This window comes from Serratia sp. CY43202 (assembly GCF_052168755.1).
In the GTDB taxonomy this organism is placed as follows: domain Bacteria; phylum Pseudomonadota; class Gammaproteobacteria; order Enterobacterales; family Enterobacteriaceae; genus Serratia; species Serratia bockelmannii.
Window position 1 is genome coordinate 20,445 of sequence record NZ_JBJNMB010000008.1, and the last position, 23,524, is coordinate 43,968.

The 23,524-nt window shown below is 57.9% G+C and carries 24 protein-coding genes; 18 read left to right on the top strand and 6 right to left on the bottom strand.

The genetic code is table 11. The features are described 5' to 3' along the window. The first annotated feature begins 14 nt into the window (after positions 1 to 14). The 17 genes from atpE to ACJ8J5_RS17310 all read left to right on the top strand — a co-directional run bounded on the left by atpE (position 15) and on the right by ACJ8J5_RS17310 (position 16,741). Positions 15 to 254: a F0F1 ATP synthase subunit C gene (gene atpE / locus ACJ8J5_RS17230; RefSeq protein ID WP_004093904.1), complete on the top strand. Its 240-nt coding sequence runs from the start codon at positions 15 to 17 to the stop codon at positions 252 to 254. Between the two features lie 57 nt (positions 255 to 311). Then, positions 312 to 782, top strand: a complete 471-nt coding sequence (gene atpF, locus ACJ8J5_RS17235; protein ID WP_004933804.1) for a F0F1 ATP synthase subunit B — start codon at positions 312 to 314, stop codon at positions 780 to 782. A 14-nt stretch (positions 783 to 796) separates the two neighbouring features. After that, positions 797 to 1,330 carry a F0F1 ATP synthase subunit delta gene (gene atpH / locus ACJ8J5_RS17240; RefSeq protein ID WP_025304741.1) on the top strand — a complete coding sequence of 178 codons (534 nt, stop codon included), beginning with the start codon at positions 797 to 799 and terminating at the stop codon, positions 1,328 to 1,330. A gap of 12 nt (positions 1,331 to 1,342) precedes the next feature. Beyond that, positions 1,343 to 2,884, top strand: coding sequence for a F0F1 ATP synthase subunit alpha (atpA, locus tag ACJ8J5_RS17245; RefSeq protein WP_025304742.1), 1,542 nt, complete (start codon positions 1,343 to 1,345; stop codon positions 2,882 to 2,884). Between the two features lie 59 nt (positions 2,885 to 2,943). Then, positions 2,944 to 3,807 carry a F0F1 ATP synthase subunit gamma gene (gene atpG, locus ACJ8J5_RS17250; protein WP_004933811.1) on the top strand — a complete coding sequence of 288 codons (864 nt, stop codon included), beginning with the start codon at positions 2,944 to 2,946 and terminating at the stop codon, positions 3,805 to 3,807. 32 nt (positions 3,808 to 3,839) lie between these two features. Then, positions 3,840 to 5,222: a F0F1 ATP synthase subunit beta gene (atpD, locus tag ACJ8J5_RS17255; protein WP_004933813.1), complete on the top strand. Its 1,383-nt coding sequence runs from the start codon at positions 3,840 to 3,842 to the stop codon at positions 5,220 to 5,222. A gap of 20 nt (positions 5,223 to 5,242) precedes the next feature. Continuing rightward, positions 5,243 to 5,662, top strand: coding sequence for a F0F1 ATP synthase subunit epsilon (locus ACJ8J5_RS17260; RefSeq protein WP_004933814.1), 420 nt, complete (start codon positions 5,243 to 5,245; stop codon positions 5,660 to 5,662). Positions 5,663 to 5,952: 290 nt separating this feature from the next. After that, on the top strand, positions 5,953 to 7,326 hold the full coding sequence (gene glmU, locus ACJ8J5_RS17265; RefSeq protein WP_414104972.1) for a bifunctional UDP-N-acetylglucosamine diphosphorylase/glucosamine-1-phosphate N-acetyltransferase GlmU: 1,374 nt from the start codon (positions 5,953 to 5,955) through the stop codon (positions 7,324 to 7,326). A gap of 152 nt (positions 7,327 to 7,478) precedes the next feature. Further along, positions 7,479 to 9,308: a glutamine--fructose-6-phosphate transaminase (isomerizing) gene (glmS, locus tag ACJ8J5_RS17270; RefSeq protein WP_043140722.1), complete on the top strand. Its 1,830-nt coding sequence runs from the start codon at positions 7,479 to 7,481 to the stop codon at positions 9,306 to 9,308. A 336-nt stretch (positions 9,309 to 9,644) separates the two neighbouring features. Further along, complete coding sequence (gene pstS, locus ACJ8J5_RS17275; RefSeq protein WP_043140725.1) at positions 9,645 to 10,685, top strand: phosphate ABC transporter substrate-binding protein PstS; 1,041 nt, start codon at positions 9,645 to 9,647, stop codon at positions 10,683 to 10,685. A 91-nt stretch (positions 10,686 to 10,776) separates the two neighbouring features. Next, positions 10,777 to 11,733, top strand: a complete 957-nt coding sequence (pstC, locus tag ACJ8J5_RS17280; RefSeq protein WP_016929615.1) for a phosphate ABC transporter permease PstC — start codon at positions 10,777 to 10,779, stop codon at positions 11,731 to 11,733. A 1-nt stretch (position 11,734) separates the two neighbouring features. Further along, a complete protein-coding gene (gene pstA, locus ACJ8J5_RS17285; protein ID WP_025304746.1) occupies positions 11,735 to 12,625 on the top strand; it encodes a phosphate ABC transporter permease PstA in 891 nt (296 codons plus the stop codon). A gap of 54 nt (positions 12,626 to 12,679) precedes the next feature. Further along, on the top strand, positions 12,680 to 13,450 hold the full coding sequence (gene pstB, locus ACJ8J5_RS17290; protein WP_016929614.1) for a phosphate ABC transporter ATP-binding protein PstB: 771 nt from the start codon (positions 12,680 to 12,682) through the stop codon (positions 13,448 to 13,450). A gap of 11 nt (positions 13,451 to 13,461) precedes the next feature. Continuing rightward, on the top strand, positions 13,462 to 14,196 hold the full coding sequence (phoU, locus tag ACJ8J5_RS17295; RefSeq protein WP_004933833.1) for a phosphate signaling complex protein PhoU: 735 nt from the start codon (positions 13,462 to 13,464) through the stop codon (positions 14,194 to 14,196). Positions 14,197 to 14,364: 168 nt separating this feature from the next. Continuing rightward, positions 14,365 to 15,204 carry an ABC transporter substrate-binding protein gene (locus ACJ8J5_RS17300; RefSeq protein WP_147823463.1) on the top strand — a complete coding sequence of 280 codons (840 nt, stop codon included), beginning with the start codon at positions 14,365 to 14,367 and terminating at the stop codon, positions 15,202 to 15,204. An 81-nt stretch (positions 15,205 to 15,285) separates the two neighbouring features. Then, a complete protein-coding gene (locus ACJ8J5_RS17305) occupies positions 15,286 to 15,999 on the top strand; it encodes an amino acid ABC transporter permease (RefSeq protein ID WP_025304748.1) in 714 nt (237 codons plus the stop codon). 1 nt (position 16,000) lies between these two features. Then, entirely contained in the window at positions 16,001 to 16,741 is a 741-nt protein-coding gene (locus ACJ8J5_RS17310) for an amino acid ABC transporter permease (RefSeq protein WP_004933841.1), read from the top strand. Here the strand turns inward: ACJ8J5_RS17310 and yieH are convergent. Beyond that, entirely contained in the window at positions 16,738 to 17,406 is a 669-nt protein-coding gene (gene yieH, locus ACJ8J5_RS17315) for a 6-phosphogluconate phosphatase (protein ID WP_025304749.1), read from the bottom strand. The genes ACJ8J5_RS17310 and yieH overlap by 4 nt on opposite strands. Before the next feature lie 46 nt (positions 17,407 to 17,452). Continuing rightward, a complete protein-coding gene (locus tag ACJ8J5_RS17320; protein WP_016929609.1) occupies positions 17,453 to 17,857 on the bottom strand; it encodes an NUDIX hydrolase in 405 nt (134 codons plus the stop codon). A gap of 232 nt (positions 17,858 to 18,089) precedes the next feature. Between ACJ8J5_RS17320 and ACJ8J5_RS17325 the strand changes: the two genes are divergently transcribed. Beyond that, on the top strand, positions 18,090 to 19,427 hold the full coding sequence (locus ACJ8J5_RS17325; RefSeq protein ID WP_004933851.1) for an NCS2 family permease: 1,338 nt from the start codon (positions 18,090 to 18,092) through the stop codon (positions 19,425 to 19,427). 34 nt (positions 19,428 to 19,461) lie between these two features. On the opposite strand, the gene ACJ8J5_RS17330 is transcribed toward ACJ8J5_RS17325, so the two are convergent. From ACJ8J5_RS17330 to ACJ8J5_RS17345, 4 genes are all read right to left on the bottom strand, one after another. Continuing rightward, positions 19,462 to 20,514, bottom strand: a complete 1,053-nt coding sequence (locus ACJ8J5_RS17330) for a hypothetical protein (RefSeq protein ID WP_025304751.1) — start codon at positions 20,512 to 20,514, stop codon at positions 19,462 to 19,464. A gap of 77 nt (positions 20,515 to 20,591) precedes the next feature. Next, on the bottom strand, positions 20,592 to 21,158 hold the full coding sequence (locus tag ACJ8J5_RS17335; protein ID WP_025304752.1) for an NADPH-dependent FMN reductase: 567 nt from the start codon (positions 21,156 to 21,158) through the stop codon (positions 20,592 to 20,594). 161 nt (positions 21,159 to 21,319) lie between these two features. Beyond that, positions 21,320 to 22,045: a 4'-phosphopantetheinyl transferase family protein gene (locus tag ACJ8J5_RS17340; protein WP_141999193.1), complete on the bottom strand. Its 726-nt coding sequence runs from the start codon at positions 22,043 to 22,045 to the stop codon at positions 21,320 to 21,322. Between the two features lie 95 nt (positions 22,046 to 22,140). Continuing rightward, complete coding sequence (locus tag ACJ8J5_RS17345; protein ID WP_414104973.1) at positions 22,141 to 23,454, bottom strand: lysine N(6)-hydroxylase/L-ornithine N(5)-oxygenase family protein; 1,314 nt, start codon at positions 23,452 to 23,454, stop codon at positions 22,141 to 22,143. Between the last annotated feature and the right edge of the window lie 70 nt (positions 23,455 to 23,524).

A 23,524-nucleotide genomic window follows, 5' to 3' on the forward strand; every position in this document is an offset into this window, starting at 1 on the left:
AACTGGAGACTGTCATGGAAAACCTGAGTATGGATCTGCTGTACATGGCTGCCGCTGTGATGATGGGTTTAGCGGCAATCGGTGCTGCGATCGGTATCGGCATCCTGGGTGGTAAATTCTTGGAAGGCGCTGCTCGTCAGCCTGACCTGATTCCTCTGCTGCGTACACAGTTCTTTATCGTTATGGGTCTGGTCGACGCCATCCCGATGATCGCTGTAGGTCTGGGTCTGTACGTGATGTTCGCCGTCGCGTAAGTAGAGTAACCCTCTACGACGTAACCAAACTATTAACTTTTAAAGAGGCATTGTGCTGTGAATCTTAACGCAACAATCCTCGGCCAGGCCATCGCGTTCGTTCTGTTTGTCTGGTTCTGCATGAAGTACGTATGGCCGCCGATCATGGCTGCCATCGAGAAACGTCAGAAAGAAATCGCTGACGGCCTCGCTTCTGCAGAGCGTGCCAAAAAAGATCTGGACTTAGCGCAAGCCAATGCGACCGACCAGCTGAAAACTGCTAAAGCAGAAGCTCAGGTGATCATCGAGCAAGCGAACAAACGCAAAGCTCAGATCATGGATGAAGCGAAAGCCGAAGCCGAGCAGGAACGTAACAAAATCGTGGCGCAGGCTCAGGCTGAGATCGAAGCCGAACGTAAGCGCGCTCGTGAAGAGTTGCGTAAGCAAGTCGCGATGCTGGCAATTGCCGGCGCCGAGAAGATCATCGAACGTTCCGTGGATGAAGCTGCTAACAGCGACATCGTTGATAAACTGGTCGCTGAACTGTAAGGAGGGAGGGGCTGATGTCTGAATTTGTAACTGTAGCTCGCCCCTACGCCAAAGCAGCTTTTGACTTTGCCGTTGAGCACCAAAGCGTAGAGCGCTGGCAGGAGATGCTGGCGTTTACGGCTGAAGTCACTCGCAATGAACAGATTTCTGAACTGCTGTCTGGCGCGGTTGCGCCAGAAACGCTGTCCAAGACGTTCATCGCGGTTTGTGGCGATCGGCTCGACGAACATGGCCAGAACTTTATCCGTGTAATGGCCGAAAATGGACGTTTACTGGTTCTTCCTGCCGTGCTGCAGCAGTTCATCGAACTGCGCGCCTCGCTGGAATCCACCGTCGAAGTCGAAGTGCTCTCTGCGAGCGCGCTGAGCGACGAACAGCAGGCGAAAATCGCCGCTGCGATGGAAAAACGTCTGTCACGCAAAGTTAAGCTGAATTGCAAAATTGACAAGTCTGTACTGGCCGGCATCGTTGTTCGCGCCGGCGATATGGTGATTGATGGCAGCGTTCGCGGTCGTCTTGAACGCCTGACAGACGTCTTGCAGTCTTAAGGGGACTGGAGCATGCAACTGAATTCCACCGAAATCAGCGAACTGATCAAGCAGCGCATTGCTCAGTTCAATGTAGTGAGCGAAGCTCACAATGAAGGTACTATCGTTTCCGTCAGCGACGGGATCATCCGCGTACACGGCCTGGCCGAAGTTATGCAGGGCGAAATGATCGCGCTGCCTGGCAACCGTTACGCAATCGCATTGAACCTGGAGCGCGACTCCGTCGGTGCCGTGGTCATGGGTCCGTACTCGGATCTGGCCGAAGGCATGAAGGTTAAATGTACTGGCCGTATCCTGGAAGTTCCAGTCGGTCGTGGTTTGCTGGGCCGCGTAGTTAACACCCTGGGCGCACCTATCGACGGCAAAGGCCCGATTGAAAACGACGGCTTCTCTCCGGTAGAAGCTATCGCGCCAGGCGTTATCGAGCGTCAGTCCGTTGATCAGCCGGTTCAAACTGGCTACAAATCCGTTGACGCCATGATTCCAATCGGCCGTGGCCAGCGTGAGCTGGTGATCGGTGACCGTCAGACCGGTAAAACCGCGCTGGCGATCGATGCGATCATCAACCAACGCGACTCCGGCATCAAATGCGTTTACGTGGCTATCGGCCAGAAAGCGTCCACCATCGCTAACGTGGTGCGCAAACTGGAAGAGCACGGCGCACTGGCCAACACCATCGTGGTGGTGGCGACCGCTTCCGAATCCGCTGCACTGCAATACCTGGCGCCATATGCCGGTTGCGCAATGGGCGAATACTTCCGTGACCGCGGTGAAGATGCGCTGATCGTGTACGATGACCTGTCCAAACAGGCCGTTGCTTACCGCCAGATTTCCCTGCTGCTTCGTCGTCCGCCAGGTCGTGAAGCTTACCCAGGCGACGTATTCTACCTGCACTCCCGCTTGCTGGAGCGTGCAGCGCGCGTTAACGCCGAATACGTTGAAGCCTTCACCAAAGGTGAAGTTAAAGGCCAAACCGGTTCACTGACCGCTCTGCCGATCATTGAAACCCAGGCGGGTGACGTTTCCGCGTTCGTTCCGACCAACGTAATCTCGATTACCGATGGTCAGATCTTCCTGGAATCCAACCTGTTCAACTCCGGTATTCGTCCGGCAGTTAACCCGGGTATCTCCGTATCCCGTGTTGGTGGCGCCGCGCAGACCAAGATCATGAAGAAACTGTCCGGTGGTATCCGTACCGCGCTGGCACAGTATCGTGAGCTGGCTGCGTTCTCCCAGTTCGCCTCCGATCTGGACGACGCGACCCGCAAACAGCTGAGCCACGGTCAGAAAGTGACCGAGCTGCTGAAACAGAAACAGTATGCGCCGATGTCGGTTGCACAACAGTCTCTGGTGCTGTTTGCCGCAGAACGCGGTTACCTGAACGACGTCGAAGTCGCCAAAGTGGTGAGCTTCGAAGCCGCACTGGTCGCCTATGCGGACCGCGAGCACGCCGAACTGCTGAACCACATCAACCAAACTGGCAACTTCAATGATGAGATCGAGGGCAAGTTGAAAGACGTCCTCGAGACCTTCAAGAAAACCCAGTCCTGGTAACGCCGAACGGTCCTGCTGTTGAAAGACAGCAGGCCGTCTGGCACTGAGGAGAAGCAGAGATGGCCGGCGCAAAAGAGATACGTAGTAAGATCGCTAGCGTGCAAAACACGCAAAAGATCACTAAAGCGATGGAAATGGTCGCCGCCTCCAAAATGCGTAAATCGCAGGATCGCATGGCGGCCAGCCGTCCTTATGCAGAGACCATGCGCAAAGTGATTGGTCACCTTGCGTTAGGGAATCTGGAGTACAAGCACCCGTACCTGGATGAGCGTGACGTTAAGCGCGTCGGGTATCTGGTGGTGTCTACTGACCGTGGTCTCTGCGGCGGCTTGAACATCAACCTGTTCAAAAAGCTGCTGGCGGAGATGAAAGCCTGGTCCGAAAAAGGCGTCGAAACCGATTTGGCGCTGATTGGCTCTAAAGCGGCCTCTTTCTTTGGTTCCGTGGGCGGCAACGTGGTTGCCCAGGTGACCGGCATGGGGGACAAACCTTCCCTGTCGGATCTGATCGGGCCGGTGAAAGTGATGCTGCAGGCCTACGACGAAGGTCGTTTGGATAAGCTGTACATTGTCAGCAACAAATTTGTTAATACGATGTCCCAAGAGCCACAGGTGCTTCAGCTGCTGCCGTTACCGCCAGCCGATGACGAAGAGCTGAAGAAAACGCCTTGGGATTACCTGTATGAACCCGATCCAAAAGTGCTGCTTGATACCTTGCTGCGCCGCTATGTGGAGTCGCAGGTTTATCAGGGCGTCGTGGAAAACCTGGCCAGCGAGCAGGCCGCACGAATGGTCGCGATGAAAGCCGCAACCGATAACGGCGGTAGCCTGATCAAAGAGCTGCAGTTGGTATACAACAAGGCGCGTCAGGCCAGCATCACTCAGGAACTCACCGAGATCGTTTCGGGAGCCTCCGCGGTTTAAGCTAGGTTTACGAATTACGTAGAGGATTCAAGATGGCTACTGGAAAGATTATCCAGGTAATCGGCGCCGTGGTGGACGTCGAGTTCCCTCAGGATGCCGTACCAAAAGTGTACGATGCCCTTGAGGTAGAAAACGGCACCGAAAAACTGGTGTTAGAAGTTCAGCAACAGCTGGGCGGTGGCGTGGTTCGCTGTATCGCAATGGGGACCTCCGACGGTCTGCGTCGCGGTCTGAAAGTGAACAACCTGGACCACCCGATTGAAGTGCCGGTGGGTAAAGCTACCCTGGGCCGTATCATGAACGTATTGGGCCAACCGATCGACATGAAAGGCGACATCGGCGAAGAAGAGCGTTGGGCGATTCACCGCGCGGCGCCAAGCTACGAAGAGCTGTCCAGCTCCCAGGAACTGCTGGAAACCGGTATCAAGGTAATGGACCTGATTTGTCCGTTCGCCAAGGGCGGTAAAGTTGGTCTGTTCGGCGGTGCGGGCGTAGGTAAAACCGTAAACATGATGGAGCTGATCCGTAACATCGCGATCGAGCACTCCGGTTATTCCGTGTTTGCGGGCGTGGGCGAGCGTACTCGTGAGGGTAACGACTTCTACCACGAAATGACCGACTCCAACGTTCTGGACAAAGTATCCCTGGTTTACGGCCAGATGAACGAGCCACCAGGTAACCGTCTGCGCGTTGCGCTGACCGGTCTGACCATGGCGGAGAAATTCCGTGACGAAGGCCGTGACGTTCTGCTGTTCGTTGACAACATCTACCGTTACACCCTGGCCGGTACCGAAGTGTCCGCACTTCTGGGCCGTATGCCATCCGCGGTAGGTTATCAGCCAACGCTGGCGGAAGAGATGGGCGTTCTGCAAGAACGTATCACCTCGACCAAGACCGGTTCCATCACTTCCGTACAGGCCGTTTACGTTCCTGCGGATGACTTGACTGACCCGTCACCAGCCACCACCTTTGCGCACTTGGACGCAACCGTGGTACTGAGCCGTAACATCGCTTCTCTGGGTATCTACCCGGCCGTTGACCCGCTGGATTCTACCAGCCGTCAGCTGGATCCGCTGGTTGTTGGCCAGGAGCACTACGACGTAGCGCGTGGCGTGCAGTCCATTCTGCAACGCTACCAGGAACTGAAAGATATCATCGCGATCCTGGGTATGGACGAGCTGTCTGAAGAAGACAAACTGGTCGTATCCCGTGCGCGTAAGATCCAACGCTTCCTGTCTCAGCCGTTCTTCGTGGCAGAAGTCTTCACCGGTTCTCCGGGCAAGTTCGTATCGCTGAAAGACACCATCCGTGGTTTCAAAGGCATTATGGACGGCGACTATGACCACCTGCCGGAGCAGGCGTTCTACATGGTTGGCACCATTGAAGAAGCAGTGGAAAAAGCCAAGAAACTGTAACGCCTTGAGAGGAGGGTGATATGGCTATGACTTACCATCTGGATGTAGTCAGCGCGGAAAAACAGATGTTTTCCGGCCTGGTGCAGAAGATCCAGGTGACAGGCAGCGAAGGTGAACTGGGGATCTTCCCTGGCCATGCGCCGCTGCTGACTGCCATCAAGCCTGGCATGGTGCGTATTGTTAAGCAGCACGGTGAAGAAGAGTTCATCTACCTGTCCGGCGGCATCCTCGAGGTGCAGCCGAGCGTGGTTACCGTGCTGGCGGACACTGCTATCCGTGGTACTGACCTCGACGAAGCGAGAGCGTTGGAAGCTAAGCGTAAAGCTGAAGAACACATTCGCAGCTCTCATGGCGATGTCGACTATGCTCAGGCATCCGCTGAACTGGCGAAAGCGATCGCAAAACTGCGCGTTATCGAGCTCACCAGAAAAGCGATGTAATGTTTGGGTGCTCTGCACCCAACTTTAAGAAAGCGGCCTATAGGGTCGCTTTTTTTTTACTTTAAAATAAGCATTTCAGCCCGGCGGGCGGTGTGGTGTATAACCCCTGATATCGGGAAAGAAACGTCGCCGAACGCCGACAGTTTTTTCGTCCTGAAGCCGAATCGGCCATGATGGCGGCAGGCCAAGAGGCGCGCGGCCTGCGCCGGGTTCGTGATGAGAAATATGTAGTAATATCGTCGCTAAACGGTTTTACTTTCGTCTATCAAAATGGAGTTATCAGGTTGCTTATGTCGAACAGCGCAATGAGCGTGGTCATCCTCGCCGCGGGCAAGGGTACGCGCATGTATTCCGATCTTCCCAAAGTGTTGCATCCGTTGGCCGGTAAGCCGATGGTGCAGCACGTCATTGATGCCGCGATGAAACTGGGCGCGCAACATGTTCACCTGGTATACGGCCACGGCGGCGATTTGTTGAAAAGCACGCTGACGGACGGCGCGCTGAACTGGGTGCTGCAGGCGGAGCAATTGGGCACCGGCCATGCAATGCAGCAGGCGGCGCCGCATTTTGCCGACGATGAAGACGTGCTGATGCTGTACGGTGACGTGCCTTTGATTTCCGTGGATACGCTGCAACGCCTGATTGCGGCCAAGCCGCAGGGCGGCATCGGTCTGCTGACGGTGAAACTGGACGATCCGAGTGGTTACGGCCGCATCGTGCGCGAGCAGGGCAACGTGGTGGGCATCGTTGAACACAAGGACGCCAGCGAGGCACAGCGTCAGATTAATGAGATCAATACCGGCATCCTGGTGGCGAACGGGCGCGATCTGAAGCGCTGGCTGGGGATGCTGAACAACGACAACGCACAGGGCGAGTTTTACATCACCGATATCATTGCGTTGGCCCATGCCGACGGCAAGAAAATCGAGGCTGTACACCCGTCGCGCCTGAGTGAAGTGGAAGGTGTGAACAACCGCCTGCAACTGGCGACCCTGGAACGCGTATTCCAGTCGGAACAGTCTGAAAAGCTGCTGTTGGCCGGCGTGATGCTGCTGGATCCGGCGCGTTTCGATTTGCGCGGGGAACTTGTTCACGGCCGCGACATCACTATTGATGCGAATGTGATTATCGAAGGTCACGTCAAGTTGGGCGATCGGGTGAAAATCGGCGCCGGCTGCGTGCTGAAAAACTGCGTAATCGGTGATGATTGCGAGATCAGTCCTTACAGCGTGCTGGAAGACAGCGTGCTGGAAGTCGGCTGCACCGTGGGGCCATTTGCCCGCCTGCGCCCAGGCGCGGAGCTGGCGGCAGGGGCCCACGTCGGCAACTTCGTGGAAATGAAAAAGGCGCGTCTGGGCAAAGGCTCCAAGGCCGGCCACCTCAGCTACCTGGGCGATGCCGAAATCGGCGATGACGTGAATATCGGCGCCGGCACCATCACCTGTAACTACGATGGCGCCAACAAGCACAAGACGCTGATCGGCGATGGGGTGTTCGTCGGTTCCGATACTCAGCTGGTGGCGCCGGTATCGGTCGGCAAAGGCTCCACCATCGCCGCAGGCACCACGGTGACGCGCGATATTGCCGAGGACGAATTGGTGCTGAGCCGCGTCAAGCAGGTGCACATTCAGGGCTGGCAACGTCCGGTGAAGAAGAAGTCATAGTGTGTTTTGCGTTGGGCTCTGTTCACGAGCCCAATACAAAACATAATAACCCCCACCATCTACAGGCTCGGGGGACGCACGGTAAAAACCGGCAAAAATCAGGTCAAGGCATCGAAAGCGCCCATGAAGGGCGTTCATTAGGAATATAACTGATGTGTGGAATTGTAGGCGCAGTAGCGCAACGTGATATCGCAGAAATCCTGTTGGAAGGTTTACGTCGTCTTGAGTACCGCGGTTATGACTCCGCCGGTCTGGCGGTGGTCGATGAAAAAGGCAACGTCAGTCGCCTGCGTCGCGTAGGCAAGGTACAAAAACTGGCCGAAGCGGCGGAGCAAACCGATCTGCACGGCGGTACCGGCATCGCTCACACCCGCTGGGCAACGCACGGTGAACCGACCGAAGCGAACGCGCACCCGCATGTTTCCGACTACATTACCGTGGTGCATAACGGCATCATCGAAAACCACGAACCGCTGCGCGAGTTGCTGATCGAACGTGGTTACCGTTTCAGCTCCGAAACCGACACCGAAGTGATCGCGCACCTGGTGCACTGGGAACAGTTGCAGGGCGGTACGCTGCTGGAAGTGGTTCAGCGCGTGATCCCACAGCTGCGCGGCGCTTACGGCACCGTGGTGATGGACAGCCGCGATCCGAGCGTATTGGTTGCGGCGCGCTCCGGCAGCCCGCTGGTTATCGGCCGCGGCGTTGGGGAAAACTTCATCGCCTCCGATCAGCTGGCGCTGCTGCCGGTCACCCGCCGCTTCATCTTCCTGGAAGAAGGCGACGTGGTGGAAGTGACTCGCCGCACCGTCAACATCTTCGACAAGCAGGGCAACGCCATCGAGCGTCCTGAGATCGAATCCCAGGTGCAGTATGACGCCGGCGACAAGGGCGCTTACCGTCACTACATGCAAAAAGAGATCTACGAACAGCCGCTGGCGCTGAAAAACACCCTGGAAGGGCGTTTCAGCCATGGCCAAATCAACCTGAGCGAGCTGGGCCCGCACGCCGACGAGCTGCTGGCCAAGGTGCAACACGTGCAGATCATCGCCTGTGGGACTTCTTACCACTCCGGGATGGTGGCGCGCTACTGGTTTGAAGCGTTGGCCGGCGTGCCGTGCGACGTCGAGATCGCGTCCGAATTCCGTTACCGCAAATCGGCGGTGCGTCCGGGCAGCCTGATCATCACCCTGTCGCAGTCCGGCGAAACCGCCGACACGTTAGCGGCGCTGCGCCTGTCCAAAGAGCTGGGTTATCTTGGTTCGCTGGCCGTTTGTAACGTTGCGGGCTCTTCGCTGGTGCGTGAATCCGATCTGGCGTTGATGACCAAAGCGGGCACGGAAATCGGCGTAGCCTCGACCAAAGCCTTCACCACGCAGCTCACCGTGCTGTTGATGCTGGTGGCGCGCCTGGGCCGCCTGAAAGGCATGGCGGAAAGCGTGGAGCAGGAGATCGTGCACGGCCTGCAGGCGCTGCCGGCGCGTATCGAGCAGATGCTGTCGATGGATAAAGAGATCGAAGCGCTGGCGGAAGGCTTCTCCGACAAGCATCATGCGCTGTTCCTCGGCCGCGGCGATCAGTATCCGATCGCCATGGAAGGGGCGCTGAAGCTGAAAGAGATCTCCTATATTCACGCCGAAGCTTATGCGGCGGGCGAGTTGAAACACGGCCCGCTGGCGCTGATCGACGCCGATATGCCGGTGATCGTGGTGGCGCCAAACAACGAACTGCTGGAAAAGCTGAAGTCCAACATTGAAGAAGTGCGCGCGCGCGGTGGCCAGCTGTACGTGTTCGCCGATCAGGACGCCGGCTTTGTCAGCAGCGAAGGCATGACCATCATTCCTCTGCCGCACGTCGAGGAAATCGTCGCGCCGATCTTCTACACCGTGCCGTTGCAGCTGCTGTCTTACCACGTGGCGCTGATCAAAGGCACCGACGTTGACCAGCCACGCAACCTGGCGAAGTCTGTCACCGTAGAGTAATTTGCCGCAGGTAAACTGCAAAAGCCGGCCTTAGCGCCGGCTTTTTTCATGAGCGGCCTTAAAGATGACAGCGCGACCGATTCGGCGATAAACGTTGTCATATTCAAGCGGATAGGCCGCGCCAAAACGGTTTTTTTATTGCTTGGCAAATGTGCTGTTTCACAACTAACTTTTTGATTTATAGATAAAACAATACCCATCAAACGCACTGTAATATAACTGTCATATTGCGTACATTTTTCTGTCACCAAACTGTCCTATTTTCCCTCCTGCAGCAATACTTACTCTGATTAAAACGACTCGAAGTCGATTTTAAGTATCCCATTAGGAGGGATTATGAAACTGATGCGTACCACCGTCGCCAGTATTGTGGCAGCGACCTTCTCCCTGACCGCCGTGTCCGCGTTCGCTGCTGCCAGCCTGACCGGTGCAGGTGCGACATTCCCCGCTCCGGTTTACGCCAAGTGGGCAGATTCTTATCAGAAAGAAACCGGCAACAAAGTTAACTATCAGGGCATCGGCTCCTCTGGCGGCGTGAAGCAAATCGTGGCCAACACCGTTGACTTTGGCGCTTCCGATGCTCCGCTGTCTGACGACAAACTGGCGGCCGATGGCCTGTTCCAGTTCCCGACCGTGATTGGCGGCGTGGTACTGGCGGTGAATATCCCGGGTATTAAATCCGGCGAACTGACGCTGGACGGTAAAACCCTGGGCGATATCTACCTGGGCAACGTCAAAAAGTGGAACGATCCGGCTATCACCAAGCTGAACCCTGGCGTGAAACTGCCTGACCAGAACATCGCCGTAGTGCGCCGCGCCGACGGTTCCGGCACCTCGTTCGTGTTTACCAGCTACCTGTCCAAGGCCAACGCGCAGTGGAAAGAGAAGATTGGCGCCGGTTCTACCGTTAACTGGCCGACCGGTCTGGGCGGCAAAGGCAACGACGGCATCGCCGCCTTCGTTCAGCGTCTGCCTGGCTCTATCGGCTACGTAGAATACGCTTACGCCAAACAGAACAACCTGGCTTACACCAAGCTGGTATCCGCCGACGGCAAACCGGTTAGCCCGACCGAAGAGAGCTTCAGCAACGCGGCCAAAGGCGTGGATTGGAGCAAGACCTTCGCTCAGGATCTGACTGACCAGAAAGGCGACAACGTGTGGCCAATCACCTCCACCACCTTCATTTTGGTGCACAAAGAGCAGAAAAACCCTGCTCAGGGTGCCGAAGTGCTGAAGTTCTTCGACTGGGCTTATAAAACCGGCGCCAAGCAGGCGAACGAGCTGGATTACGCCACCCTGCCGACAGAAGTGGTTGAGCAGGTGCGCGCGGCCTGGAAAACCAACGTAAAAGACAGTTCAGGTAAAGCGCTGTACTAACAACGCAGGGGCGCGGGTTCGCCGCGCCCCACACAGTTCTTCAGGCTCCGATCCCGGTTGGGGCTGCCAGGGTTCAAACAGAGAGTAATCTATGGCTGAGTACAAGCCGACCATCAAAGCACCGGGCAAAAACGGTGACATCATTTTCAGCGCGCTGGTGAGACTGGCTGCGCTGATTACCCTATTGTTGCTGGGCGGCATCATCGTTTCGCTGATCTTCGCCTCCTGGCCAAGCATGCAGAAATTCGGCTTCGCCTTCCTGTGGACCAAAGAGTGGGACGCACCGGCGGAGCAGTTCGGCGCGCTGGTGCCGATCTACGGTACCGTGGTCACCTCGCTCATCGCGCTGATCATCGCCGTGCCGGTGAGTTTCGGCATCGCGCTGTTCCTGACCGAACTGGCGCCGAACTGGTTGAAGCGGCCGCTGGGCATCGCCATTGAGCTGCTGGCGGCCATCCCAAGCATCGTCTACGGCATGTGGGGCCTGTTTGTGTTCGCCCCGCTGTTCGCCGAATACTTCCAGACGCCGGTGGGCGACGTGCTGTCGGGCATTCCTATCGTCGGCGAGCTGTTCTCCGGCCCGGCCTTCGGCATCGGTATCCTGGCCGCCGGGGTGATCCTGGCGATCATGATCATTCCTTACATCGCTGCGGTTATGCGCGACGTGTTCGAACAGACGCCGGTAATGATGAAAGAGTCGGCCTACGGCATCGGCTGCACCACTTGGGAAGTCATCTGGCGCATCGTGCTGCCGTTCACCAAAAACGGCGTCATCGGCGGCGTGATGCTGGGCCTGGGCCGTGCGCTGGGGGAAACCATGGCGGTGACCTTTATCATCGGCAACACCTACCAGCTCGACAGCGCTTCGCTGTATATGCCGGGCAACAGCATCACCTCGGCGCTGGCCAACGAATTCGCCGAAGCTGAGTCCGGCGTGCACACCGCCGCGTTGATGGAGCTGGGCCTGATTCTGTTTGTTATCACCTTTATCGTGCTGGCGCTGTCGAAACTGATGATCATGCGTCTGGCCAAGAATGAGGGGCGTTAACATGGCGACGATGGATATGCAAAACGCAGTCGTTCTGGCGGAAAGCCGCCGCAAAATGCAGGCCTGGCGCCGGCAGAAAAACCGCCTCGCGCTGTTCCTGTCGATGGCGACCATGGCGTTCGGGTTGTTCTGGCTGATCTGGATCCTGATCGCCACCGTCACCAAAGGCTTCGACGGCATGTCGCTGGCGCTGTTCACCGAGATGACCCCGCCGCCGAATACCGCAGGCGGCGGCTTGGCCAACGCTATCGCCGGCAGCGGCCTGTTGATCCTGTGGGCGACCCTTTTCGGTACGCCGCTGGGCATCATGGCCGGCATCTACCTGGCGGAATACGGCCGTAAATCCTGGCTGGCGGAAGTGATCCGCTTTATCAACGACATTCTTTTGTCCGCACCGTCGATCGTGGTGGGCCTGTTCGTTTACACCATCGTGGTGGCGAAGATGGAACACTTCTCCGGCTGGGCCGGCATCGTGGCGCTGGCGCTGCTGCAGGTGCCGATCGTCATTCGTACCACCGAGAACATGCTGAAACTGGTACCGGATACGCTGCGCGAGGCCGCTTATGCCCTGGGTACGCCGAAATGGCGCATGATTTCCGCCATCACGCTGAAGGCGTCGGTGTCCGGCATCATCACCGGCGTGCTGCTGGCGATTGCGCGCATCGCGGGGGAAACCGCACCGCTGCTGTTCACCTCGCTGTCGAACCAGTTCTGGAGCACCGACCTGATGCAGCCGATCGCCAACCTGCCGGTGACCATCTTCAAATTCGCCATGAGCCCGTTCGCCGAATGGCAACAGCTGGCCTGGGCCGGGGTGCTGTTGATCACCCTGTGCGTACTGTTACTGAATATCCTGGCGCGCGTGGTTTTCGCCAAGAAAAAGCATTCATAAAATTTTGAGCGCCGCTTTGGCGGCGCTGATGAAAAGAGAGAAGTCTTGATGAGTATGGTTACTGACGCTTCCAGCAGCAAAATTCAGGTACGCGATCTGAACTTCTACTATGGCAAATTCCATGCGCTGAAGAACATCACGCTGGATATCGCCAAGAACAAGGTCACCGCGTTTATCGGCCCGTCCGGCTGCGGCAAATCTACCCTGCTGCGCACCTTCAACAAGATGTACCAGCTGTACCCGGAACAGCGTGCGGAAGGCGGCATCCTGCTGGACGGCCAGAACATCCTGACCGACAACTCGGATATCGCACTGCTGCGCGCTAAGGTCGGCATGGTGTTCCAGAAGCCGACGCCGTTCCCGATGTCGATTTACGACAACATCGCCTTCGGCGTTCGCCTGTTTGAAAAGCTGTCGCGTGCCGATATGGACGAGCGCGTACAGTGGGCGCTGACCAAAGCGGCGCTGTGGAATGAAACCAAGGACAAGCTGCACCAGAGCGGCTACAGCCTCTCCGGCGGCCAGCAGCAGCGTCTGTGCATCGCCCGCGGCATCGCCATTCGTCCGGAAGTGCTGTTGCTGGATGAGCCTTGCTCGGCACTGGATCCGATCTCCACCGGCAAGATTGAAGAGCTGATCAGCGAGCTGAAGGCTGATTACACCGTGGTGATCGTGACGCACAACATGCAGCAGGCGGCGCGCTGCTCCGACTCTACCGCATTTATGTATCTGGGCGAGCTGATCGAGTTCAGTGATACTGATAACCTGTTCACTGCGCCGCAGAAAAAGCAGACTGAAGACTACATCACTGGCCGTTATGGTTGATAGGAAGCATCATGGATAACCTGAATTTAAACAAACACATTTCCGGCCAGTTCAACGCAGAGCTCGAGCATATCCGCACCCAGGTGCTGACCATGGGCGGGCTGGTGGAGCAGCAGCTGACCGACGCCATCACTGCGATGCACAATCAGGATGGCGAGCTGGCCAAGCGCGTGATCGAAGGCGACGCCAAGGTCAACATGATGGAAGTGGCGATCGATGAAGCCTGCGTGCGCATTATCGCCAAGCGCCAGCCGACCGCCAGCGATCTGCGTCTGGTGATGGCGATCATCAAAACCATTTCCGAGCTGGAGCGCATCGGCGACGTGGCGGACAAGATCTGCCGCACCGCGCTGGAGAAGTTCTCGCACCAGCACCAGCCGCTGCTGGTCAGCCTGGAGTCGCTGGGGCGCCACACGGTGCAGATGCTGCACGACGTGCTGGACGCGTTCGCGCGCATGGATCTGGACGAAGCGATCCGTATTTACCGGGAAGATAAAAAGGTCGACCAGGAATACGAAGGCATCGTGCGTCAGCTGATGACCTACATGATGGAAGACTCGCGCACCATTCCGAGCGTGCTGACCGCGCTGTTCTGCGCCCGTTCTATCGAGCGTATCGGCGATCGCTGCCAGAACATCTGCGAATTTATCTTCTATTTCGTCAAAGGACAGGATTTCCGTCATTTGGGTGGCGATGCCCTGGAAAAGCTGCTCTCCCCGGGCGGTAAAGACGAAAAAGATGACTAACCCTTTCCGGGTAATATCCTCCCAAGGCGCGGTTTCCCGCGCCTTTATTCCATCTTAAACGCGTAAAGATAAAAAGGTTATAAATATAGCTTTTTATATTATTTCCTGACCTATGTGGCGCTTGCTAGCTTATCCGCCAGCAGGACATCAACCACTTAGGAGCTTTCTATGAAACATCGCGCTTTGGCCTTAACGTTGTTAGCCAGTCTGACCGGTTTCGCCGCCGGCGCCGCGCACGCGGACAAACTTGACGATATCAAGCAAGCCGGCGTGGTGCGCATCGCGGTGTTCGACAGTAACCCGCCGTTCGGCTACATCGATCCGCAGAGCAAGAAGCTGGTGGGCTACGATGTGGACGTCGCCGACGCGATCGGCAAAGCGCTGGGGGTGAAAGTAGAGCTGCGCGCCACCAACCCGGCCAACCGCATTCCGCTGCTGGTGTCGAAGAAGGTTGACCTGATTGCCGCCAACTTCACCATTACCGACGAGCGCGCCAAGGAAGTGAACTTCAGCGTGCCGTACTTCGCCACTGGGCAGAAATTCATCGCCCGTAAAGGCGTGCTGAAAACGCCGGAAGACATCAAGAAACTGCGCATCGGCGCGGACAAGGGCACGGTGCAGGAAATCACCCTGCGCGAGCGTTTCCCGACGGCGAAAGTGATCTCCTACGATGATACCCCGCTGGCGTTCGTGGCGCTGCGTAATGGCAACGTGCAGGCGATCACTCAGGACGACGCCAAGCTGGTCGGCCTGCTCGGCAACCTGCCGGCGGCGCAAAAGGCGGAGTTTGAAATTTCGCCGTTCAGCCTGACCAAAGAGTATCAGGGGGTCGGCATTCCCAAGGGCGAAGATCGCCTGACCGCTGCGGTGAACGAGACGCTGATCAAGCTGGAAAACGACGGCGAAGCGGTTAAGATTTACGATCGCTGGTTCGGGCCGGAAACCAAATCCGCTCAACCGCGCGGCGATTTCAAAATCGCGCCTTTGGATCAGCAACCAAAAGCCTGACTTAACCGCTTGCGGTGAGATAGGCACGGAGGGGCGCAGCTTGCTGCGCCCCTGATGCATTCTGCAAGACAAGGATTGAACATGAACCTGGACTGGCTGCTGGCGCCGCAATACCTGAGCTGGCTGTGGCATGGCTTTCTGCTGACGCTGTGGCTTTCCGCCTGCGCGGGCCTGGCGGCCACGTTGCTGGGCTTTGTGCTGGCGGCGATGCGCGACAGCAGCCTGCGGCCGTTGCGTTGGCTGGCGATGGGGTACAGCTCGCTGTTTCGCAATACGCCGCTGCTGGTGCAGCTGTTCTTCTGGTACTTCGCCGCCGGGCAGATCCTGCCGTCCGCCGCCATGCAGTGGCTGAACAGCTCACATCAGGTCGGCCCGCTTGAGTGGCCGTCGTTCGAGTTTCTCGCCGGTTTCTTTGGCCTGACGCTCTACTCCACCGCCTTTATCGCCGAAGAGATCCGCTCCGGCATTCGCGGCGTCGCCGGCGGGCAGAAATATGCCGCTCAGGCGCTGGGACTGACCGGCTGGCAGGCGATGCGCTACGTGGTGTTGCCGCAGGCGCTGAAAATCGCGCTGCCGCCGCTGCTGGGGCAATACATGAACGTGATCAAGAACTCGTCGCTGACCATGGCGATCGGCGTTGCCGAACTCTCTTACGCCTCGCGTCAGGTCGAAACCGAAACCCTGCGCACCTTCCAGGCGTTCGGCGTGGCGACGGTGCTGTATATCGCCATCATCGCGCTGCTGGAAGGTTGGGGCATGTGGCGACAACAGCGTAAACCGCTGGGAGGACATTGAGATGGATTTCAGCGTGATTCACGACAACCTGGGTTACCTGCTGTGGGGCACCTGGCCGGACGGGCCGCTGGGCGGCGCGGCGCTGACGTTGGCGATCAGCCTGATGGCCGGCGTGGCCTCGGCGGTGCTCGGCACCTTACTCGGCGTGGCGCTGGCGATGTCACGCGGTGTCGCCGCCGGGCTGCTGGCGGCGGTGTTGGGCTTTTTCCGCGCCATTCCGGTCATCATGCTGATCTTCTGGACCTATTTCCTGCTGCCGATGGTGTTTGGCGTCGAGATCCCGGAAATCACCACCGTGGTGTGCGCGCTGGCGTTGATCGCCTCGGCCTATCTGGCCCATGCGGTGAAGGCCGGCATCGCCGCGATCGGCCCCGGCCAGTGGCAGGCCGGGCTTTCTCTGGGGCTGACGCGCTGGCAGACGCTGCGCATGATCGTGCTGCCGCAGGCGCTGCGCATGATGGTGCCGTCGTTCATCAACCAGTGGATTTCTCTGATCAAAGACACCTCGTTGGCTTATATCGTCGGCGTTGGCGAATTGACCTTCCTGGCGACCCAGGTCAACAACCGCAGCATGGTCTATCCGATGGAAGTGTTCCTGTTTGTGGCGCTGGTTTATTTCGTGTTCTGCCTGGCGCTCGATCTGTTGGCCAACGCGGTCAACCGCCGCTTCGGCGCGCAAACCCGCGCGCTGAAACGGTCCTGGCGCTGGTGGCGCAACAAGCCGCCGTTGCCGGCCAGTTAATCGGCCGTGAGCCGCCAGCCTCGTTCGCGCCACAGCGCGGGCAGTTGGGCCAGGTCGTCAAACGTGGTCACCAGCGGGTGGTCAATCGGCGGGTTATGCGGATCGGCGCAGAAGTAAAAGACCGGGATGCCGGCATGGATGCCGGCCTGCGCGCCGGCGGGCGAATCGTCCACCAGGATGCAGCGCGTCACCGGCACCTGCATCTGTTCGGCGGCGTGAAACACGATCGCCGGATCCGGCTTCCAGCGCTGAATGTCATAGCCGCTGAATAACCGGTCATCAAAATAAGGCAGCATGCCGGTTAGGCCGAGCGAATGCTGCATCTTGCTGACCGGCCCGTTGGAGACGGTGCAGACAGGCACCGTTATCTGCGCCAGCAGCTCGCGGGCGCCGGCAATCTGTTGCAGTTCGCTGTCGAACAACCGCGCCACTTCCTGCCGATACAGCGGCTCCAGTGTCTCTTTGGCCAGGTCAGTGCCCTGCTCGGCGTTGACCCGATCGATGATCTCGTACAGCTTCACCCCTTTGTATTTCTTGAATACCTCTTCCAGCGACAGATGAATGCCGTAGTGGGCGAACATGTGCACATAGGCTTTGCTGCACAGCACTTCGCTGTCTACCAGCGTGCCATCGCAGTCGAACAAAATGCAGTCAATCTGATTCATGCGGGACAGGTTCCTTCGGGTTAACGCCGCTGAGGCCGCTCAGCGATCACTTGATCAGGTTACGCGCCTTGAGATCGTGCAAAATCAGCGCGGCGACGTGTGAGCACTGCGGCAGATCGCGACTGTCGCACCACTTCAGCTCGGCGATTTCGGCGGCCGGCTGCAACTGCCCGGTAAAGTCGGCCTGGTAGCAGCGAATGCGCACCTGGGTGCCGTCCTGCTTGCCGTCCGCCGGGCCGGTGAATTCGCCGTAAAACGCGATGGATTGCGACAGCAGCGCAACGGTCAGCTCTTCGTCGATTTCGCGGCACAGCGCCTGTTCGTCGGTTTCGCCCGCTTCGCGCTTTCCGCCCGGCATATAAAACAGCGTCTTATTGTGTGAGCGCACCAGCGCCACTTTGTCATCTTTCAGCGCGATCAACGCCAGCTTATCGATAAAGGTCGAAGACATGCGGGCTCCTGTTTTTAACGGATAGGGATAGAGGGGCGATAGGCCATTTTATCGGCCGTGCCGGCAAACGGCAACGCAGCGGGCGGCAAGGGGGATGAATGCCTGTAAATACAAGCCGTTGACGCGTTTAGCCGTAAAGACGGCGAAAAAAACCTGTGACCGACATCAAAAGCCCCACTTTTTGTTATAGGATAGCCGGCGACTGTCCATTCCCATTTTCGGAATTCTGATAATGACCAAACCAGTATCTGGCCTTGACGCTGAGCAAGGCTTGCTTGGGCGTGTGTTTAAACTCAAGCAACATGGCACGACGGCGCGTACGGAAACGATTGCCGGTATCACCACCTTTCTCACCATGGTGTATATCGTGTTCGTTAACCCGCAAATTTTGGGCGCGGCGGGCATGGATACCCAGGCGGTATTTGTCACCACCTGTTTGATCGCCGCCTTCGGCAGCATCTTTATGGGCCTGCTGGCGAACCTGCCGGTGGCGCTGGCGCCGGCGATGGGCCTGAACGCCTTCTTCGCCTTCGTGGTGGTCGGCGCGATGGGCATCTCCTGGCAGGTGGGCATGGGCGCCATCTTCTGGGGGGCGGTCGGCCTGCTGTTGCTGACCATTTTCCGCATTCGCTATTGGATGATCGCTAACATTCCGGTCAGCCTGCGGGTCGGCATTACCAGCGGCATCGGTCTGTTCATCGGCATGATGGGGCTGAAAAACGCCGGCATCGTGGTGGCTAACCCGGATACGCTGGTGACCATCGGCAGCCTGACCTCGCACAACGTGCTGCTGGGGGCGCTCGGCTTCTTCATCATCGCCGTGCTCTCTTCGCGTAACTTCCACGCGGCGGTGCTGGTGTCGATCGTGGTCACCACCCTGATCGGCTGGATGCTGGGCGACGTGAAATACGGTGGCCTGTTCTCCCTGCCGCCGAGTATCACCTCGGTGGTGGGCCAGGTCGACGTGGCCGGCGCGCTGAACATCGGGCTGGCCGGGGTTATCTTCTCGTTTATGCTGGTGAACCTGTTCGACTCTTCCGGCACCCTGATCGGCGTTACCGATAAAGCCGGCCTGACCGACAACCAGGGCAAATTCCCGCGTATGAAGCAGGCGTTGTACGTTGACAGCATCAGCTCAGTGGCCGGTTCGCTGGCGGGTACCTCTTCCGTGACCGCTTACATCGAAAGCTCGTCCGGCGTCGCCGTCGGCGGCCGCACCGGTTTGACGGCGGTGGTCACTGGCCTGCTGTTCCTGCTGGTGATCTTCCTGTCGCCGTTGGCGGGTATGGTGCCGGCTTACGCTGCCGCCGGCGCGCTGATCTATGTCGGTGTACTGATGACCTCCAGCCTGGCGCGGGTGAAGTGGGACGATCTGACCGAAGCGGTACCGGCATTTGTCACCGCGGTGATGATGCCGTTCAGTTTCTCGATCACCGAAGGTATCGCGCTCGGCTTTATCTCCTACTGCGTGATGAAGCTCGGCACCGGCCGCTGGCGTGAAATCAGCCCGTGCGTGGTGGTGGTGGCGCTGCTGTTCGTACTGAAAATCGTCTTTGTCGACGGCCATTGACAGCCAAAGGGCCGACGTCTGTCGGCCCTGAACGCTAGACTCCCGGCGTCGCGTCCGGCGCCTGGTCCAACACCCACTGCAACGGCCGCCTGAAGCGCGCCTGCCAACTGCCGGCGGCATCCTCGCCCTGGGCGAAGTGCAGCGTCTCTACCTGGTTATCCTCTCCAAACAGATTGGCGAAGTGCAACGCCAGCGCCTGCTCGCTGAAGTTCTGCCGATCGTAATACGCCATCACGATTTTCTTTTGCGCCGCCAGCGACTGCTGGGCCGGCTTGATCTCCCCGTTGGGGGCGATCAGGAGCGCGCCGGCGTAAAACTGCGGGTACTTCGCGATCAGGTTGGCGGCGTGCAGTGCACCCTGGCCGCGGGCGCTGAGGTAAATCCGTTGGGTATTCAGCTTTAGCTGCGGAGCCAGCTGTTGCAGCGTACGCTGAATGGCGGTTTGGGTGCTCTCATCGCTGTAATTCGACCAGCGGAAGCTGTTTTCCGACAGCATCTGCGTGCCGTTGATCTCGATGTAGGCTACGCCCATTTCGCCGAACAGCAGCCGTTCTTCGGGGCTGATAGCGGCGGCTTTGCCGTAGGTATGCAGGAAGATCACCGTTGGCCAGCCTTCGGGCGGCGCTTCGCCGTCCGGCATCGCGTAGCTGGCTTTGCCTTCATAGCGGCGAGCGTGCTGCAGATAGCGCGCTTTGGTGGCGGCCAAAATGGATTGGTAGGTGGCGGAATGTTGAATGCTGTTGAAGGCGTCGTCCTCCAGCAGGTTGTAGTAGTACCACAGGCCGCGGTCGGCGCTCAGCTGCAGGTAGCGTTCCGCCAGCTCGGTTTGCCCTTTCTCTGCCGACGACACCGCCAACTGGTAGGGCGCCCAGACATTGCGGCCGTCTTCGCGCATCAGCGTCAGGTACAGCGACATGGCGCCCAGCTTTTTGTCTTCCTGGTTTTGCGCGGATCGCGACAGCTGGGCGTTGAGCGCACTGTGTGCCGGCAGCTCCAGCGGTTCTTCACCGGCGGGATAACGCATGTCTGCGGCGAAAGCGGGACTGGTGATGGAAACAAAAAATAACGCTAAAATGAAAAAATACATGATGCAATGGCTTTAATTTTCAATGAATTGACGGACTTCATGTCCTGTTGCGGCACCCGGTGGGCGCCGCGAGACGGTCACTCCACGCGGCGAATAAAATCGCTGAACGCGGACAGCTGGCCGGTCAGGAAGTCCAGCGTTCCCTGATCGCTCAGTTCACCGGCCTGTTCATCGACCTTGCTCTGGATCACGCCGCCCATAAACTCAGGCTTGTTCATTACCATCGCATCGAGGAATACCAGGATCTGGCGCAGATGGTATTGGCAGCGCGCGCCGCCGATCGGCCCCATCGAGCTGGTTTGAATGGCGACCGGCTTGCCGGCCAGCGGCTGATTCGGCAAGCGAGACAGCCAGTCGATGGCGTTCTTCAACCCGCCGGGCACGGAATAGTTATATTCAGGGGTGACGATGATCACGCCGTCGGCCTGGCGGATCTGTTCGGCGATCGCCTCGACAGCGGCAGGGAAGCCTTCACCCTGTTGCATGTCGGCGTCGTACAGTGGGATATCGCGGATGGATGGTAGCGCTTCAATGGTGACGCCCTGCGGAGCCAGCCCTGGCAGAGCGCGGGCCACCATGGCGTTGTAAGAGCCTTTACGCAGGCTGCCGAGCAGAGTGACGATTTTTAAGGCTTGGTCTGACATGATGATTCTCCCTTTCGAATGAGCAGATTCAGCGTACAACATGGGCGAATAGTAGGCTAAAGCGCGGGTCGAGAATAGGCGATTGCTCAACATTTAGCTGTCTTTACAATTTAATCCAGCGACTCGAGCGGTAAAGACAGCGTTATCCGCTTTGCGCCGCGTTAACCGGGCGTTTTCAGGCCCGTCAGTTTAACGAAGCGCGAGGACGCCGCCGGGCTGCGCGGTGAGATTTCCCCGTCTTTGTGCAGTCCACCGCGCTCTTCGTAGCGCCAGCACAGCAGGCGATCCAGCCCAGGGCTGCCGGCGCAGGCCCAGCTCAGGTATTCGTCGGCGTCGCTCATCACCTGAACGTCCGGCGTGGCACTGGAGCGCAGGTGGCCGGAGAAGGGATGCAGACGCAGCGTAGACTGGCCGCTGTTACCGAGGCCGGAAATTTTCAGCACGCTTTGCCGGATGCTCCACAGCTGAGTCTCTGCCTCCAGCCGATCGTCCTGCGCGCCGATCCAGGCATTCTCCGCCGGCGTCTGATGTGCGTGTTGCAGCGCGCTTTGTCGGGTACCGCGCGCCCGCATCACTTCGATATCCAGTCCGACTTTGCCTTCGTCGCTGAGCAGCACGCCCACGGTGTTGCTGGCGTAAGCGAGGCTAAAGTCGGGCAGCTGATGATCGGCGAAACAGGGGCGGCCGGTCGGCGTAGTGGCGATGGGGGGCAAGGTCGGCAGGCCGTACAGATAGAACATCATTTCGGCGAGCAGAATGCGCCCTTGCAGAAAGCGCGTGCGGCGTTTAACGGAAAAGGTGCGGGTGGCGGCTATCACTTCGTCGGAGAGTCTTTGGGTATCCAGAACAGCGGAGGCCGGGGTCCATCGGGCAAAATGACACGCCATTGTTCACTCCATGACAGAGGGTCGCTAAGAACGCAGGGGTGTTAGATTAAGACTAAGTTGAGGATTTATCATCAAAAAACACTATGCGGATTATCCTATTTATTAACGATGGAAGAGGTATCGTCCGACGCGGCATCGCTCCACCATTGGATCATTGATGCGTTCGGTGCCAAATCAAAGTATGGCTTGCCCAGCAAGTGATTGAGGATGCGCGCTGAACGCCAGGCCATCAGGCTCAGTCCGCCTTCTGCGCTGCCGTGGCTGTGTATCCCGGCATTTACCGCATAAATTCGATTTTGCTCCGGCCCGAGCCATTCAAGATTAAAATTCGGCAGCAGCGGTAGATGCTGCTTCGAATCGAGCGGGATGCGTGGCACCAAGGGTTTCAGGTACGCGGGCAGAGAGGCGCGATAGCCGGTGGCGAGAATGACGATATCAGCCCTGAAACTTTCCCGGCGATTTTCCAGACCGTGAAGCGTGCGCAGATGAAAAGCCTCATCCATTGATTCGACGGTCAGTAGAGTACGATGGGGCAGTAAACGCACATTGCGTGTCTGGCGCATCACGTCAAAACGCATATAAAGCTCACGGTACAAGGTTCGCAGCGTATGATTGCTGATGCCGTCTGCCGGCAATTTCTGTGTTTTGATTTCACGTGCGCGGATCTCGGCCGGCAGCGTATAGAAATAGTCGACGTATTCAGGAGTGAAATATTCGTTGGTGAAGGGGGACTCGTCCAGCGGCTGAAAATTGGGACGACGCGAGAGCCAATCCAGCTGTGCCGGCTCGCCCCAGTGTCCCTGCAACGCGTTCAAAAAAACATCGGCGCCGCTTTGGCCGCCGCCCACCACCATAACCCGCTTGCCGCTGAAGTCTGGATTGCGAAGGGCTATTTCGGCGGCATGCATGCAGTTTTCACCCAGCGCCGGGTAAAATGCTTCCGGCAACCAAGGGTCATGTCCGGTACCCAGACAGATATTTTTCGCCCACAGGGTCTGGCTGTGGGTACATACCTTGAACAAACCTTTTTCATCGTCGAAATCAATACGCTCTACGGACTGTGAAAACTGTAGCCCGTCTAACCTTTCGCAGGCCCAACTCAGGTAGTCGGAAAATTCTTCCCGGCTGATAATTTGCTGCTCGGTGATTAAAAAACGATAAATTTTTTTCTGTTCGACCAAGTAATTAATAAATGAAAATTGGCTGCGTGGGCTGACGGCGGTAACCAGATCCTGAAGTACATAGGTTTGCATATAAGCTGAGGGCAGCAGCATACCGGGATGCCAACGGAAGCTGGCGTTACGATCGAGAAAGGTATAATTGACGGCGCCGCTTTCGGCGGCCAGAGCGGCCAGACTGAGATTGAAAGGCCCCAATCCCACGCCGATCAAGTCTAAAGGTTCGTTCATGTAAGCTTATCTCTCACGCAGCAAAATTGATGAGATAAGCTTAGGTGAGTTTTGATGCCGCCGGGAGAAG

What these genes read in the sequence shown, in the direction of transcription:
- ACJ8J5_RS17300 (WP_147823463.1), top strand. Translation starts at nt 14,365, where the DNA reads ATGAAACATCGCGCTTTGGCCTTAACGTTGTTAGCCAGTCTGACCGGT.
- atpA (WP_025304742.1), top strand. Translation starts at nt 1,343, where the DNA reads ATGCAACTGAATTCCACCGAAATCAGCGAACTGATCAAGCAGCGCATT.
- phoU (WP_004933833.1), top strand. Translation starts at nt 13,462, where the DNA reads ATGGATAACCTGAATTTAAACAAACACATTTCCGGCCAGTTCAACGCA.
- pstC (WP_016929615.1), top strand. Translation starts at nt 10,777, where the DNA reads ATGGCTGAGTACAAGCCGACCATCAAAGCACCGGGCAAAAACGGTGAC.
- pstB (WP_016929614.1), top strand. Translation starts at nt 12,680, where the DNA reads ATGGTTACTGACGCTTCCAGCAGCAAAATTCAGGTACGCGATCTGAAC.
- ACJ8J5_RS17325 (WP_004933851.1), top strand. Translation starts at nt 18,090, where the DNA reads ATGACCAAACCAGTATCTGGCCTTGACGCTGAGCAAGGCTTGCTTGGG.
- ACJ8J5_RS17260 (WP_004933814.1), top strand. Translation starts at nt 5,243, where the DNA reads ATGGCTATGACTTACCATCTGGATGTAGTCAGCGCGGAAAAACAGATG.
- atpH (WP_025304741.1), top strand. Translation starts at nt 797, where the DNA reads ATGTCTGAATTTGTAACTGTAGCTCGCCCCTACGCCAAAGCAGCTTTT.
- atpG (WP_004933811.1), top strand. Translation starts at nt 2,944, where the DNA reads ATGGCCGGCGCAAAAGAGATACGTAGTAAGATCGCTAGCGTGCAAAAC.
- glmS (WP_043140722.1), top strand. Translation starts at nt 7,479, where the DNA reads ATGTGTGGAATTGTAGGCGCAGTAGCGCAACGTGATATCGCAGAAATC.
- ACJ8J5_RS17340 (WP_141999193.1), bottom strand. Translation starts at nt 22,045, where the DNA reads ATGGCGTGTCATTTTGCCCGATGGACCCCGGCCTCCGCTGTTCTGGAT.
- ACJ8J5_RS17330 (WP_025304751.1), bottom strand. Translation starts at nt 20,514, where the DNA reads ATGTATTTTTTCATTTTAGCGTTATTTTTTGTTTCCATCACCAGTCCC.
- atpD (WP_004933813.1), top strand. Translation starts at nt 3,840, where the DNA reads ATGGCTACTGGAAAGATTATCCAGGTAATCGGCGCCGTGGTGGACGTC.
- yieH (WP_025304749.1), bottom strand. Translation starts at nt 17,406, where the DNA reads ATGAATCAGATTGACTGCATTTTGTTCGACTGCGATGGCACGCTGGTA.
- ACJ8J5_RS17310 (WP_004933841.1), top strand. Translation starts at nt 16,001, where the DNA reads ATGGATTTCAGCGTGATTCACGACAACCTGGGTTACCTGCTGTGGGGC.
- ACJ8J5_RS17305 (WP_025304748.1), top strand. Translation starts at nt 15,286, where the DNA reads ATGAACCTGGACTGGCTGCTGGCGCCGCAATACCTGAGCTGGCTGTGG.
- atpE (WP_004093904.1), top strand. Translation starts at nt 15, where the DNA reads ATGGAAAACCTGAGTATGGATCTGCTGTACATGGCTGCCGCTGTGATG.
- pstS (WP_043140725.1), top strand. Translation starts at nt 9,645, where the DNA reads ATGAAACTGATGCGTACCACCGTCGCCAGTATTGTGGCAGCGACCTTC.
- ACJ8J5_RS17335 (WP_025304752.1), bottom strand. Translation starts at nt 21,158, where the DNA reads ATGTCAGACCAAGCCTTAAAAATCGTCACTCTGCTCGGCAGCCTGCGT.
- ACJ8J5_RS17345 (WP_414104973.1), bottom strand. Translation starts at nt 23,454, where the DNA reads ATGAACGAACCTTTAGACTTGATCGGCGTGGGATTGGGGCCTTTCAAT.
- pstA (WP_025304746.1), top strand. Translation starts at nt 11,735, where the DNA reads ATGGCGACGATGGATATGCAAAACGCAGTCGTTCTGGCGGAAAGCCGC.
- ACJ8J5_RS17320 (WP_016929609.1), bottom strand. Translation starts at nt 17,857, where the DNA reads ATGTCTTCGACCTTTATCGATAAGCTGGCGTTGATCGCGCTGAAAGAT.
- glmU (WP_414104972.1), top strand. Translation starts at nt 5,953, where the DNA reads ATGTCGAACAGCGCAATGAGCGTGGTCATCCTCGCCGCGGGCAAGGGT.